Annotated in this window: 11 protein-coding genes and 1 pseudogene; 4 read left to right on the top strand and 8 right to left on the bottom strand. The window is 60.0% G+C overall.

Annotated features, from left to right (window positions below):
* Position 1: 1 nt before the first annotated feature.
* A complete protein-coding gene (locus GJU48_RS00490; RefSeq protein ID WP_094949656.1) occupies positions 2 to 940 on the top strand; it encodes an MlaD family protein in 939 nt (312 codons plus the stop codon).
* Positions 937 to 1548 (top strand): ABC-type transport auxiliary lipoprotein family protein, encoded by a 612-nt coding sequence (locus GJU48_RS00485; protein WP_094949657.1) that lies wholly within the window; start codon positions 937 to 939, stop codon positions 1546 to 1548. The genes GJU48_RS00490 and GJU48_RS00485 overlap by 4 nt, the downstream gene beginning before the upstream one ends.
* Before the next feature lie 94 nt (positions 1549 to 1642).
* Here GJU48_RS00485 and GJU48_RS00480 read toward each other — a convergent pair whose 3' ends face one another.
* The 5 genes from GJU48_RS00480 to GJU48_RS00460 form a co-directional block, all read right to left on the bottom strand.
* A complete protein-coding gene (locus GJU48_RS00480) occupies positions 1643 to 2872 on the bottom strand; it encodes a nucleoside recognition domain-containing protein (RefSeq protein ID WP_094949658.1) in 1230 nt (409 codons plus the stop codon).
* A gap of 96 nt (positions 2873 to 2968) precedes the next feature.
* The gene (gene gltP, locus GJU48_RS00475; protein ID WP_094949659.1) at positions 2969 to 4300 is read right to left on the bottom strand and encodes a glutamate/aspartate:proton symporter GltP; all 1332 of its coding nucleotides are present in this window, start codon (positions 4298 to 4300) and stop codon (positions 2969 to 2971) included.
* 730 nt (positions 4301 to 5030) lie between these two features.
* The gene (locus GJU48_RS00470; RefSeq protein ID WP_094949660.1) at positions 5031 to 5498 is read right to left on the bottom strand and encodes an inhibitor of vertebrate lysozyme family protein; all 468 of its coding nucleotides are present in this window, start codon (positions 5496 to 5498) and stop codon (positions 5031 to 5033) included.
* Positions 5499 to 5500: 2 nt separating this feature from the next.
* A complete protein-coding gene (locus GJU48_RS00465) occupies positions 5501 to 5665 on the bottom strand; it encodes a DUF1328 domain-containing protein (RefSeq protein ID WP_003170804.1) in 165 nt (54 codons plus the stop codon).
* A gap of 77 nt (positions 5666 to 5742) precedes the next feature.
* The gene (locus GJU48_RS00460; protein ID WP_094949661.1) at positions 5743 to 6027 is read right to left on the bottom strand and encodes a hypothetical protein; all 285 of its coding nucleotides are present in this window, start codon (positions 6025 to 6027) and stop codon (positions 5743 to 5745) included.
* 389 nt (positions 6028 to 6416) lie between these two features.
* On the opposite strand from GJU48_RS00460, the gene algB reads away from it, so the two are divergent.
* Together algB and GJU48_RS00450 are read left to right on the top strand one after the other, a co-directional pair.
* On the top strand, positions 6417 to 7763 hold the full coding sequence (gene algB / locus GJU48_RS00455) for a sigma-54-dependent response regulator transcription factor AlgB (protein WP_094949662.1): 1347 nt from the start codon (positions 6417 to 6419) through the stop codon (positions 7761 to 7763).
* Between the two features lie 10 nt (positions 7764 to 7773).
* Positions 7774 to 9561: an ATP-binding protein gene (locus GJU48_RS00450; RefSeq protein ID WP_094949663.1), complete on the top strand. Its 1788-nt coding sequence runs from the start codon at positions 7774 to 7776 to the stop codon at positions 9559 to 9561.
* A 184-nt stretch (positions 9562 to 9745) separates the two neighbouring features.
* Here the strand turns inward: GJU48_RS00450 and GJU48_RS00445 are convergent, their stop codons facing one another.
* The 3 genes and pseudogenes from GJU48_RS00445 to GJU48_RS00435 form a co-directional block, all read right to left on the bottom strand.
* Complete coding sequence (locus tag GJU48_RS00445; protein ID WP_094949664.1) at positions 9746 to 10522, bottom strand: N-acetylmuramoyl-L-alanine amidase; 777 nt, start codon at positions 10520 to 10522, stop codon at positions 9746 to 9748.
* A gap of 89 nt (positions 10523 to 10611) precedes the next feature.
* Positions 10612 to 12665 (bottom strand): annotated as a pseudogene (locus tag GJU48_RS00440) (GGDEF domain-containing protein).
* Positions 12662 to 13540 (bottom strand): endonuclease/exonuclease/phosphatase family protein, encoded by an 879-nt coding sequence (locus GJU48_RS00435; RefSeq protein WP_094949666.1) that lies wholly within the window; start codon positions 13538 to 13540, stop codon positions 12662 to 12664. Before GJU48_RS00435 ends, GJU48_RS00440 begins: the two are co-directional and overlap by 4 nt.
* Positions 13541 to 13542 lie beyond the last annotated feature (2 nt).

Below are 13542 nucleotides of genomic sequence, written 5' to 3'. Positions count from 1 at the left end.
CATGGAAACCCGAGCCCATCATGTGATGATCGGTCTGTTCAGCGTGATCGTGGTAGTCGGCGCGATGCTGTTTGGCCTGTGGCTGGCCAAGTCCAGCGTCGATAGCGCCTTTCAGGACTATGAAGTGGTGTTCAACGAGGCCGTCAGCGGCCTGTCCCAGGGCAGTTCGGTACAGTACAGCGGGATCAAGGTCGGCGATGTGATCAGCCTGCGCCTGGACCCCAAAGACCCGCGCCGTGTACTCGCACGCATCCGCCTGTCCGGGCAGACGCCGATCAAGGAAGACACCCAGGCCAAGCTGGCCCTGACCGGCATCACCGGCACCTCGATCATCCAGCTCAGCGGCGGCACACCGCAAAGCCCGGAGCTCAAGGGCAAAGACGGCAACCTGCCAGAAATCATCGCCTCGCCCTCGCCGATCGCACGCCTGCTCAATAACAGCAACGACCTGATGACCAGCATTAACCTGCTGCTGCACAACGCCAACCACATGTTCTCCCGCGAGAACGTCGAGCGCCTGAGCAACACGTTGGACAACCTGCAGCAAACCACCGGCGCGATTGCCGAGCAGCGCGGCGACATCAAAGTGGTGATGCAGCAATTGATGCAGGTGAGCAAACAGGCGACTGCCGCCCTGGAGCAAACCACCGTGCTGATGCGCAACGCCAACGGCTTGCTCAACGAACAAGGCAAGCAAGCCTTCGGCAGCGCCGAGCAAGCGATGAAATCCCTCGAGCAAAGTACCGCGACCATCAACACCTTGCTGACCAACAACAAGGACTCAGTGAACAGCGGCATGCAAGGCCTCAACGAACTGGCGCCAGCCGTGCGCGAGCTGCGCGAAACCCTGGGTTCGCTGCGCGCCATCTCTCGCCGCCTGGAAGCCAACCCCAGCGGTTACCTGCTGGGCAGCGACAAGAATAAGGAGTTCACGCCATGAAGCGCGCTTACCAACTGATCGCCCCCGTGGCCTTCGCGCTGATCAGCGCGTGCTCGATCCTGCCCAAGGCCGACCCCTCCGACGTGTACCGCCTGGCTTCGGCCCAGACACCCACCCAAGGCACACCGGTCAGCTGGTCGTTGCGCGTGTCCAAGCCGCAGAGCAGCGAATTCCTCGACAGCCCGCGCATTGCCGTGGTGCCCAATGGCAACCTGATCAGCAGCTACGCGAATTCACGCTGGAGCGACCCGACGCCGGTGTTGCTGCGCAATCGCTTTATGGACGGCTTCCAGCGCGATGGGCGCGTGACGCTGCTGAGCACCGACGAGACGAACCTGCAGGCCGACTATGAGCTCGGCGGGCAGTTGCAGGCGTTTCAGAGTGAGTATCGCGCCAGTGCGGTGGACGTGGTGATCCGCCTGGATGCGCGGTTGGTGCGCGGGAGTGATCAGCGGATTATCGCCAGCCGGCGGTTTGAGGTGCGCCAGCCGGTGGGTGACACCAAGGTGCCGGCCGTAGTGGCTGCGTTTGGGCAGGCGGGGGATCAGTTGAATAAGCAGGTGGTGGATTGGGTGGTGCAGCAGGGCAATACTGCTGCGAAACGCTGAGGGCCTCATCGCAGGCAAGCCAGCTCCCACATTTTGATGTGTAAATACATTCAAACAGGTGGGAGCTGGCTTGCCTGCGATAGCAATCTAAGCCTTAACCAAAGAACCAGTAGCACACCGAAATCGCCGCCACGACGCCAGCAAACTCAGCCAGTAACGCACATCCCACGGCATGCCGTGCCCGCTGGATCCCCACCGAGCCAAAGTACACCGCCAACACATAGAAGGTGGTCTCCGTACTGCCTTGGATCGTCGCCGCCACCAACGCCGGGAAGCTGTCCACGCCCTGGGTCTGCATGGTCTCGATCAGCATGGCCCGCGCGGCACTGCCGGAGAACGGCTTGACCATCGCGGTCGGCAACGCGTCGACAAAACGCGTGTCCATGCCCGTCCAGGCCACCACGTGGCGAATGCCTTCCAGGCCAAAGTCCAAGGCGCCAGATGCGCGCAACACGCCCACCGCGCAGAGCATCGCCACCAGATACGGCAGCAGGTTCTTGGCAACGTCGAAGCCCTCTTTGGCGCCTTCGACAAACGCTTCGTACACCTTGACCTTACGCAGCGCACCAATCACTAGAAACAACATGATCAGGCCGAACAGCGTCAGGTTGCCGAGGATCGAGGACAAGCCGGCCAACGCCGTGGCGGACAAGGTCGCCAACAGCGCCATAAAGCCACCGAGGATCAGCGCGCCGGGAATCAGGTAAGCCAGCACCACCGGGTCCCACAGCCGCAGGCGCTGCATTACCGCCACCGAGAGCAGACCCACCAAGCTCGAAGCGCTGGTAGCCAGCAGGATTGGCAGGAACACCAGCGTCGGGTCGACGGCGCCTTGCTGAGCGCGGTACATGAAGATGGTCACCGGCAACAGCGTCAGCGAAGACGCGTTGAGCACCAGGAACAGAATCTGCGCGTTACTCGCGGTGTTGGGGATGGGGTTGAGTTCCTGCAGCGCCTTCATGGCTTTCAGGCCGATAGGCGTGGCGGCGTTGTCCAGGCCCAGGCCATTGGCGGCGAAGTTAAGGGTGATCAAGCCAATGGCGGGGTGGCCGGCCGGTACTTCCGGCATCAGGCGGCGAAACAGTGGGCCCAGAGCCTTGGCCAGCCAGTCGACGATCCCGGCTTTTTCGGCGATGCGCAAGAAGCCCAGCCACAAGGTCAGGGTGCCGAACAGCAGCACCATCACTTCCACCGACAGTTTGGCCATGGCGAAAATGCTTTCCACCATTGCCGCAAAAATCCCGGCATTACCGCCAATCAGCCATTGCGCCAGTGCTGACACCATTGCCACGACAAAAAAGCCAAGCCACAGGCCATTGAGCATCAGTTAAATCCCCCGAAAGATGGGCGAATGATAGCGGGGCTGGCAGAAACGACAAACCCCGGATTTCCCGGGGTTTGTCTCAAAGCAGTCGTGCTATCAGCCGCGGGTAGCTTGCGCGGTTGGCGAAGCTGGCTTGCTGCGCCAGTGCGGCAGGGAGTTCCAGTAGCGCTCGCCCTTGGCGTCGTCGTACATGCCTTCCCAGCGAGAGATGACCAGTACGGCCAATGCGTTGCCGATCACGTTCAAGGCGGTACGCGCCATGTCCATGATGCGGTCGACACCGGCGATGAACGCCAGGCCTTCCAGCGGGATACCCACGCTGCCCAAGGTGGCCAGCAGCACCACGAAGGACACGCCCGGTACGCCAGCGATGCCTTTGGAGGTGACCATCAGGGTCAGCACCAGCATCAGTTGCTGGCCGATCGACAGGTCGATGCCGTACAGCTGGGCGATAAAGATAGCGGCGATGCTCTGGTACAGCGTCGAACCGTCGAGGTTGAACGAGTAGCCGGTCGGCACCACGAAGCTGCAAATGGCTTTTGGCGCGCCGTAGGCTTCCATCTTCTCGATCACACGCGGCAGCACGGTCTCGGAGCTGGCGGTGGAGTAAGCCAGGACCAGCTCGTCTTTGAAGATGCGTATCAGCTTAAGGATCGAGAAGCCGAACAGGCGCGCGATCAAGCCCAACACTACAAACGCGAAGAACAGGATGGCGACGTAAACCAGGATCACCAGCTTGGCCAGCGGCAGCAAGGAGGCGAAGCCGAAGTTGGCGACGGTCACCGCGATCAGGGCAAATACGCCGATGGGGGCGTACTTCATGATCATGTGGGTGACTTTGAACATGCTCTCGGACACGCCCTGGAACATGGTTACCAGCGGCTCGCGCAGTTCCGGCTTGAGGCTCGACAAGCCCAAGCCGAACAGTACCGAGAAGAAGATGATCGGCAGCATATCGCCACGGGCGACGGCGGCGAAAATGTTCGAGGGAATCAGGTTGAGGATGGTCTCGATGAACGCATGCTCATGCTGCACTTCGGCGGCAGTGGCCGTGTACTTGGAGATATCGACGGTACCCAGGGTACTCATGTCGATGCCGGCACCTGGGTGGAACAGGTTGGCGAGCAACAGGCCGACCACGATAGCGATGGTGGTGACCACTTCGAAGTAAAGGATGGTTTTGACGCCGATTCGACCGAGCTTCTTCGCGTCACCCACACCGGCGATGCCGACGATCAGCGAGGAAATCACAATCGGGATCACGATCATCTTGATCAGGCGGATAAAGATATCGCCCGCCGGCTGCAACACATTGCTGATCCACCAGGCTTTTTCAGCACTGAAATGGTTGAGCACTGCACCGATTGCGATCCCCAACACCAAACCGATGAGGATCTGCCAGGCGAGGCTTAGCTTTGCCTTCTTCATGTCATTACCCTTACTTCAAGTGGACTTAAGGCAAATGCGCCATCTGGAACGCTCGGAAGCGAAAAAGTGTGTGCATCTGCCTCCGTAGAAGGTCACCGCCGCATGGCCGAAATGGCTTACTGGCAGGCGAAAAAAGGCGCAACTATTCCCATGCAAGAGAGCGACGTCTAATGCCGTAAACGCCTACCCTATGCCGAATCGGCATGGCTTTTTTTGTAAATAACTGTCCGAACGGTCAGTTCAAATACGCCATTTAGGCAGGTGAATATGCCGTTAACCGGCCAATACCGGCTCGCTCAGAGATTTTGGACGACCTTCAGTCGCTGGCAAAAATGCCTGGGATTTGATGAGCTTGGCGTCGGATATGTCCTATGGCACGCGCAAAATTTTCTCGATAGAAGGTCACCGCGACACACCAAGTAATGTTTGCGAAGAGACAGAAAAGAAAATAGCGGCTATGGACAACATACAAGATGGGCAATGGGTGCCATAAGCCCGCCGCAAGTTCAGCAAGCTTGAGGACTTGTGAACTTGCGTCGCAGCTTTTCGCCTGACCCGGCCCTTGCGCAGGCACTCCCTGTACCCGTAGGTCACGCCGACCTCGATGGATCAGAGCAACCCGGCCCCCTGGTCATGCATCACCCTTGGCGGGCGATGCAGACAGAAAGAAGCGAAGGAGCTTCTTTCTATGGACGCCGGCCCCGTTGACGACAGAAGCGTCAGACGGAACCTAGTACCAATTCGGATCTTTCTTAAGCTGCTCCATCAGCAGCTTTTGCATGCCTTCGTTCGGCTTACCGATGAAACGGTAGTCGGCATGCCGTGTCGGGGACTTGTCTGCCGGCAGACCGGCCGGGACTTGTACCAACATGGCGTAGGCATCTTCCTTGTCGTAGCTGAAGGCAACGATCAGGCGCTTGTTCAAGCAGGTATCTGCTGTTTCGCAGAGCGGCCCGACCAAGTATTTCTCGCCATCTTCTTCCAGCGCATTCATTTGTTCGGCCGTACCCGACAGGTTCATCACCCATTCCGGCAGGCGCTCTTCTTTCTTCACCACGCTTTGCCAGGTTTCGCGGTACTGCTTGTCCGCACTGATCAACTCGTTGGCCCGGGATTGGCCGTCATTGGCGGCCATCACCAGGCCGCTACCGCCCAAGAGCAGGGCGGCAGCAATGGCTTTGATAGACAAAGTGGTCATATTCAGCCTCGGCCGCGACGACCAAAGAAGAACGAAGCGATGAACATCACCAGGAAGACCACAAACAGAATTTTTGCGATACCCGTGGCGGTGCCCGCGATACCACCGAAGCCCAGGACTGCAGCCACAATGGCGATGATCAGAAATGTGATTGCCCAACTCAACATGGTAATTCTCCTTACGCTTCTAGAGGGGTAACAGCGGTAGTGCAGTGCGCCGCTCAACACAAGCGACCTTTTGTTGCCTAGAACACCCAACGCTCTTGAGCGGGCAATTCGCCCAGGGTCGAACCCTGGTCAGCCACTCTCAATTGCGGGGCGGTTACATCGGCAGTCGCGCTGCCAACGGAACGGAAATGGGTCTGGGTCATCATCGGACGTTCAAATTGCGGGGCTTGCTGCTGACTCTGCTGCCAATGCTGCATCTGCTGGCCGGCAATCAACGTGACCATCAAGGCCAGGCTGGCGAACAGACCTTGCTGCAAGCGCAGTGGCGATACACGCAATTGGCTGAGGCTTTGGCGAGTCATGCTGCATTTCTCCCGCATTCTGAATATTCGGTCATGACACTGTTGGGAGAGGTATTGCAGGGTGCATGCCAGATCTTTTACAAAATAAAACTCAATAGAATCAGATAGTTATAAATACATTACAGCCGCTGAGCCCAGCATCCTGCACGATGCCCCTATCCAGGCCGTGCGAAATGCACGATGGTCAATGGTCGGGTCAAGGGATCGAAATCGGATATCGAGTTGCCGAAGTGGCAAGAGGGCATGAAAACGCCATCAACCAGCGCGTTTGTAGAGGGGTGTGCAGATACCTGCGCGAAGGTGCTTTTTATCAATCAGAATAAACCATGCAACTTGCCCGATTATTCCGGGACTAAACACCATCATTTATATTAAGGAGCGCGGGACAGATGGAATCAGCCAAGGAACTTCAAGGCCGTATTCTTTTAGTGGATGACGAATCCGCGATCCTTCGCACCTTCCGTTACTGCCTGGAAGATGAAGGCTATACCGTAGCCACCGCCAACAGCGCCGCCCAAGCCGACGCCCTGATGCAACGCCAGGTGTTCGACCTGTGCTTTTTGGACCTGCGCCTGGGCGAAGACAATGGCCTGGACGTACTGGCCCAGATGCGCATTCAGGCGCCGTGGATGCGCGTGGTGATTGTTACCGCGCATTCCGCCGTGGATACCGCGGTCGACGCGATCCAGGCCGGCGCCGCCGACTACCTGGTCAAGCCATGCAGCCCTGACCAATTGCGCCTGGCCACCGCCAAGCAGTTGGAAGTGCGCCAACTCTCGGCACGCCTGGAAGCGCTGGAAGGCGAAGTGCGCCAACCCAAAGACGGCCTCGATTCCCACAGCCCGGCCATGATGGTGGTGCTGGAGACCGCGCGCCAAGTCGCGGGCACCGACGCCAACATCTTGATCCTCGGCGAGTCCGGTACCGGTAAAGGTGAATTGGCCCGGGCTATTCATGGCTGGAGCAAGCGCTCGAAGAAGTCCTGCGTGACCATCAACTGCCCGTCACTCACGGCCGAGCTGATGGAAAGCGAATTGTTCGGCCATAGCCGTGGTGCGTTTACCGGTGCCAGTGAGAGCACCTTGGGCCGCGTCAACCAAGCGGACGGCGGCACGCTGTTTCTCGACGAGATCGGCGATTTTCCCCTCACCTTACAACCCAAGTTATTGCGCTTCATTCAGGACAAAGAATATGAGCGCGTAGGCGACCCGGTCACCCGGCGCGCCGATGTGCGCATCCTGGCGGCCACCAACCTGAACCTCGAAGACATGGTGCGCGACGGCCGTTTCCGCGAAGACTTGCTCTATCGCCTCAACGTCATCACCTTGCACCTGCCGCCGCTGCGTGAACGTAGCGAAGACATCCTGACCCTCGCCGACCGCTTCCTGGCGCGCTTCGTCAAAGAGTACGCGCGGCCCGCTCGCGGTTTCAGCGATGACGCCCGAGAAGCGCTGCTCAACTACCGCTGGCCAGGGAATATTCGAGAGCTACGAAACGTTGTAGAGCGAGCCAGCATTATCTGCCCACAGGAAAAGGTTGAAATCAGCCACCTCGGCATGGCCGAACAGCCGACCAACAATGCACCGCGTATTGGCGCGGCGTTGAGCCTGGATGAGCTGGAGAAAGCCCACATCGGCGCGGTACTTGCCACCAGCGACACCCTGGACCAGGCGGCCCGTACTCTCGGCATCGACGCGTCGACCCTGTACCGCAAACGCAAACAGTACAACTTGTGAGCTGTACCTTATGAAGCTAGCGATGAAACTGCGCACTCGTTTATTCCTGAGTATCTCAGCGCTGATCACCGTCGCCCTGCTGGGACTGGTCCTGGGACTGGTCAGTGTTATGCAAATGGCCAAGAGCCAGGAGTCGCTGATCCGCAGCAACTTCATCACCCTGGACCTTGGCCTCAAGCTGCGCCAGACCTTGGGCGACCAGTTGATCCTGATGTTGCAGGAGAAACCGGACCCCGAGGTGCTGAAAACCTCAAAACAGCAATACTTCGCCTTGCTGGATGAGGGCATCGCCCATGAACAGCAAGACGGCAGGCTCAGCGGGTTCAGCCAGGCACGCGTTGACTACCTGAATTTTATCAAGGCATTTGACGAGGCCCAGCAAAGCTCGCTGATCAACAATAAAAACCAAAAGCTGACCGAAACCTTTAATGCGTTGCGCAACGGCCTGATCTCCGAACACAAACAAGCCTTGGAGAATATCAACGCCAGCGAACACAAATCCCGCGACCGAGCGCTGTTGATTGCCGGTCTTCTGGGCCTGGTGGGCCTGGCGGTGTTGATCATCGGCTTCATCACCGCCCATGGCATCGCCCGGCGCTTTGGCGGGCCGATCGAAGCCTTGGCCAAAGCCGCCGACAAGATCGGGCAGGGCGATTTCGAAGTGACGCTGCCGATCTCTTCAGCAGCGGAAATGAACCTGCTGACCCGGCGCTTCGGCATCATGGCCGAAGCGTTGCGCCAGCATCAGGCGACCAATGTCGATGAATTGCTGGCTGGCCAGCAGCGCCTGCAAGCGGTGCTCGACAGCATCGACGACGGTCTGTTGATGATCGACCGCCAAGGCCGCCTGGAGCATCTCAACCCCGTCGCTCAGCGCCAGTTGGGCTGGGACGAGGCACGTTTAGGCCAGGGCCTGGGCGAGGCGCTGGGCCGCGCGGAAATGGATGAACAGTTGCAGCTAGTACTGCGCGGCGGCAACCTCGAGCGGGCGCCGGAAGATCTGGAAGTGGAGGTTGAAGGCGAACTGCGCCTGCTGACCTACAGCCTGACGCCGGTCAGCCACACCCAGGGGCATATCCTCGGGGCAGTGATGGTGTTGCATGACGTCACCGAACAGCGTGCCTTTGAGCGCGTGCGCAGCGAATTCGTGTTGCGTGCCTCCCACGAACTGCGCACGCCGGTGACCGGCATGCACATGGCCTTCGGACTGTTTCGCGAGCGGGCAAAGTTTCCGGCGGATTCCCGTGAAGCGGACTTGCTGGATACGGTCAATGAAGAAATGCAGCGCCTGATGCAGTTGATCAACGACTTGCTCAACTTTTCGCGCTACCAGAATGGCCTGCAAAAACTCACCTTGGGGCCCTGTGATGTCACCGACCTGCTGGAGCACGCACGAGCGCGTTTCACTGAGCTGGCGAGTGCTCAGAACATTGAATTGCTGGTGGAAGCCCAACCTGATTTGCCCAGGCTGTATGCAGACCAGGCTCAGCTTGAGCGTGTACTCGACAACCTGTTAGGCAACGCATTGCGCCATACCGCCGATGGCGGGCAAATTCGCCTGCAGGCACGCCGCCATGGCGAGCGCGTGATTATCAGCGTCGAAGATAACGGCGAAGGCATCGCCTACGGCCAGCAGGGGCGGATTTTCGAACCCTTCGTGCAGGTGGGCCGCAAGAAAGGCGGCGCCGGCCTGGGGCTGGCACTGTGCAAAGAGATCGTGCAACTGCACGGTGGCCGCATGGGTGTGTATTCGCGGCCGGGGCAAGGTACGCAGTTCTATATGGCGTTGCCGCTGTAGTCTGACTACTCGGGTTACCTACCGGCCGCGCCGAACAAAATGTGGGAGCGGGCTTGCTGTGGCGGGCCCGCTCCCACATTTTGAATCGGCTTACACGCTTAACTGCGGTTCAATGCGCGCACACAATGTGGGAGCGGGCTTGCTGTGGCGGGCCCGCTCCCACATTTTGAATCGGCTTACACGCTTAACTGCGGTTCAATGCGCGCAATATCGCAGCACTTTCAGCATCCGGCGTGCCATCAAACAGCGCTGGCCGGAAGTGCATCTGGAACGCCGCGATCACATGCCGTGTGGCGACATCCAACTCGCCGGTCTGCGGTGTCTGGTAGCCCAGGCGTGCCAGCTCTTCCTGGAACCAGGTGACGCTCGGCAGGTCAGCCGCGTACTGCACTTGGAATCGAGCAACGACTTGCGCGTCCGGCCAGATCCCCAAACCCTCAGCCGCTAAACGCTTCCACGGAAACAACGGGCCCGGATCGAGCTTGCGCAGCGGCGCGATGTCGCTATGGCCGATGATGTTCTTGGGATCGATGCCATTGCGCTTGCTGATGTCCTTGAGCAACACCACCAACGACTGCACCTGCGCCTCGGAATACGGGTACCAGACACGGCCCGTCGGTGTGTCGCGATAGCCTGGGTTGACGATCTCGATACCGATGGAGCTGGAGTTGAGCCAGGTACGGCCCATCCACTCGCTTTGCCCGGCGTGCCAGGCACGCTGGCTCTCGTCCACCAATTTGTAAATGGTGCCAGAGGCGTCGTCACCGATCAGGTAATGACTGCTGACCTGGCCGTGGGTTAACAGCGCCAGGGAGCGTTCAAGGTTGGTTGCGGTGTAATGGACGACCACGAACTGCACGCGGTTATCGTGGTTGACCGACGGGTGGCTGGTGTCCAGGCGCGGGCCACTGGCGCAGCCGGCGAGCAGGAGGAACATAAAGGCGATGCAAAAGGATTTCATAGCAGAAGACATTACGCTGAAGACGATAATGCAATAGTGTAACGTACCGTTTGTGGCTGAGCGGCCAAATTACAAAAATGGAACATATTTTAGGCCGCCTGCACTTGATTACGTCCCGCCGCCTTCGCACGGTAAAGCGCCTCATCGGCGCGCTTGAGCGCCAGGTCACTGCGCTCACCCGGCTGGAACTGCGCCACACCCATGGAGACCGTGATCGTTACCGGCTCGCCCTTGAAGTGGAAAGGGCACGCTTCGATCGCGGCACGCAGCACTTCGCCCACGGCGAGGGCATCCGTCAAGGCTGAGTCCGGCATCAGCAACACAAACTCTTCACCACCGAAACGCGCGATAAAGTCAGTGGGGCGCAGGCGTTTGCGCAACACATTGGCGATGATCTTCAGCACCTTGTCGCCCGCCAGGTGGCCGTAGCCGTCGTTGATGCGCTTGAAATGGTCCAGGTCCAGCATGGCCAGCGACAGGTTATTGCCGCTCTGGTGCCAGGTATTCACTTCATGATCCAGGCGCTCGCTCCAGGCCGCACGATTGGGCAGGCCGGTGAGCGGATCGATCAAAGCCTTCTGGCGCTGTACTTCCAGATGCTCGCGATAGCCTTGGGCTTCTTGCTCCATGCTCGCCACCCGCTCAGCCAGACCTTTGAGGCGCGCTGCCACTTCCTGCTCGCGCTGGTCACGCTGCTGCTGGTGCGCGTCCATCGTGCCGAGCAGGCCTTCGAGGTGGCTCTCCAGCACGTGCTTGAGGCTGTCCAGATCGGCCGCGTCCTGCACGCTGCTTTGCAGACCGTCGACCTGTTCACGAATCTGCGTGTCCAGCTCCTGAGCGGCCGAGCGGCTGTCGGCATGGCCTTCACTGGCTACCTGCAGGTGGCCCTGGAATGCCTCGAGGCGCTCGTTGAGCTGCTTGAGGTAGGCTTCGAACTCGTGTTGGCCACTGTCGGTGATCGCCAGCATCAGCACGGCCAGGTCGTCGAGGATCGGCAGCAACTCGTACCAGTTCAAGCCGTGGGCCAGGCGCTCGCGCATGGCTTCGGCCTGGGGCCGGTGACGCTCAGGCAGCGACAGGTCTTCCAGCAGGCCGAGCAAAGTGTCTTCGATATGCTTGGCGACGGAGCTGTAGGACGGCTCCGGCGAGTCAGGCAGAGCGTAGATGCCGTCCGATTGCAGTTCATCCGGATCGGGCTCGGGGCTCTCCAGCACCGGCGGCAGGGACAGACTGCCGATGGTGGTTTGCTCCGGCGTGTCGACCGCAGCCTGCGGCTCTTCGATAAATGCGGCGAGCGCGCTTTCGGGAGCAGCTTCCTCTGTCGGCGGCACAGGCGTCTCGGGTTCAGGCGCCTCGACAGACAGGACGGTAGCCTCCACTGATGCCGGAGCTTCGAACACAAATGTTTCACCAGCGGCCTCTGCAGTACGGGTGCAACACGTTCAGGCTGCGAGGGTGTCGGTGCTTGCGGCAACGGCGCGAAGGCGCGCAAAGCTTTTGTCAGTTCTTCGGATTGCGCCGGCTCTTGAGGCTCAGGCGCGGGTTTGGGCGCAGCGGGCTTTGGTGCAGCCAGCTCTGGCGTGGCTTCGACCAGCGGCGCGTCATTTGAGACTTCCTTCGCGCCAAACAGGCGTTGCAGCAGGCCTGGCCCAGGGCGCGTGGTTTCGCCGTCCGGCTCCAGGTTATTGAGGGCTTGCCCCTGCAGGCTGCTCAGCTCACTGAGTAGCAGCGGAATCTCCCGCGCCTGTCCGACTCGGCTATCCAGTTGCTTGGCGAAGGTTTTCAGCGGGCGGGCCACCTCACGCGGCAGCGGCAGCTTTTGCAGCTGCGCGACCAGGGCTGTGAGTGCAGTGCTCATCTGGTCGACGCGCGTTTCGCGGCGCTGCTCCGAATCCAGCACGGCTTTTTCCAAACGCGGCAGCAAGGCGGCGAGGGCGGCGTCCATGTCGTCGGTACGCACCACGTCGCGCATCTCCTTCATGCATTGGTCGACCGCGCGGTCGGTCCCTTCCGCCGCCAGCGTGCTGCGCACCAGCCCTCTGCGCAGCAGGTCGAGGCGGGCAGCCCAGCGGCGCTCGAGCTTGTCTTGCTGCTCGATGCTTTTGAGGTATTTCTCTTTCCAGCGCTGGGTGTCGTCGCTCATGCAAGGGGTCCGCGAGGGCCTGGGCTCAACGCGGGTAATGCATCAGCCGTGAGCGAACCCGGCAGACGAATCTCTACCGCGACCGGCAGGTGATCGGAGATGGGCTGCGCCAGCACCTGCACGCTTTCGAGCGTGAGGGTGGGGCTAAGCAGGATATGGTCAAGACAGCGTTGCGGGCGCCAGCTGGGAAACGTGGCTTCGACTTGCGGCGCCAGTAGCCCGAGGTCCCGCAACGGGGAATTCTGCAGCAGGTCGTTGGCATGGGTGTTCATGTCACCCATCAGTACCTGGTGTTTGTAGTTGCCAATCAATTCACGAATATAGGCGAGCTGCAGGTTGCGCGTACGCCCCCCGAGCGCCAGGTGCATCATCACCACGACCAAGGCTTCAGGGCCTTCGCCGAAACGCACAAGGATCGCCCCCCGGCCCTTAGGGCCTGGCAAGGGGTGATCTTCGATGGCAGTCGGCTTCAAGCGGCTGAGCACACCATTGCTGTGCTGCGCCAGGCGCCCGAGGTTGCGGTTGAGTTGCTGATACCAGTACGGGAACGCGCCGAGCTGGGCCAAGTGTTCCACTTGGTTGATATAGCCGGAGCGTATGCTGCCGCCGTCGACCTCCTGCAGGGCGACCAAGTCGAAGTCGTTCAGCAGATGGCCGATCTTTTGCAAGTTAACGGCCCGCCCGTTGTGTGGCAGCAGGTGCTGCCAACCACGGGTGATGTAGTGCCGATACTTCTCGGTACTGATGCCCACCTGAATATTGAAGCTGAGCAGGCGCAAGCGGCTGTCTGCCGGCAGGCCTGTGGTTTCCAGGTGGTGCTCGTTGACCTGCGGGTCGTGCAGGCCAACGACGCGTTCAGTACCCCAGCGGCGCATGG

Origin of the sequence: Pseudomonas sp. IB20 (assembly GCF_009707325.1) — a bacterium.
Classification (GTDB): domain Bacteria; phylum Pseudomonadota; class Gammaproteobacteria; order Pseudomonadales; family Pseudomonadaceae; genus Aquipseudomonas.
This window is presented reverse-complemented; position numbering and strand designations above follow the sequence as displayed.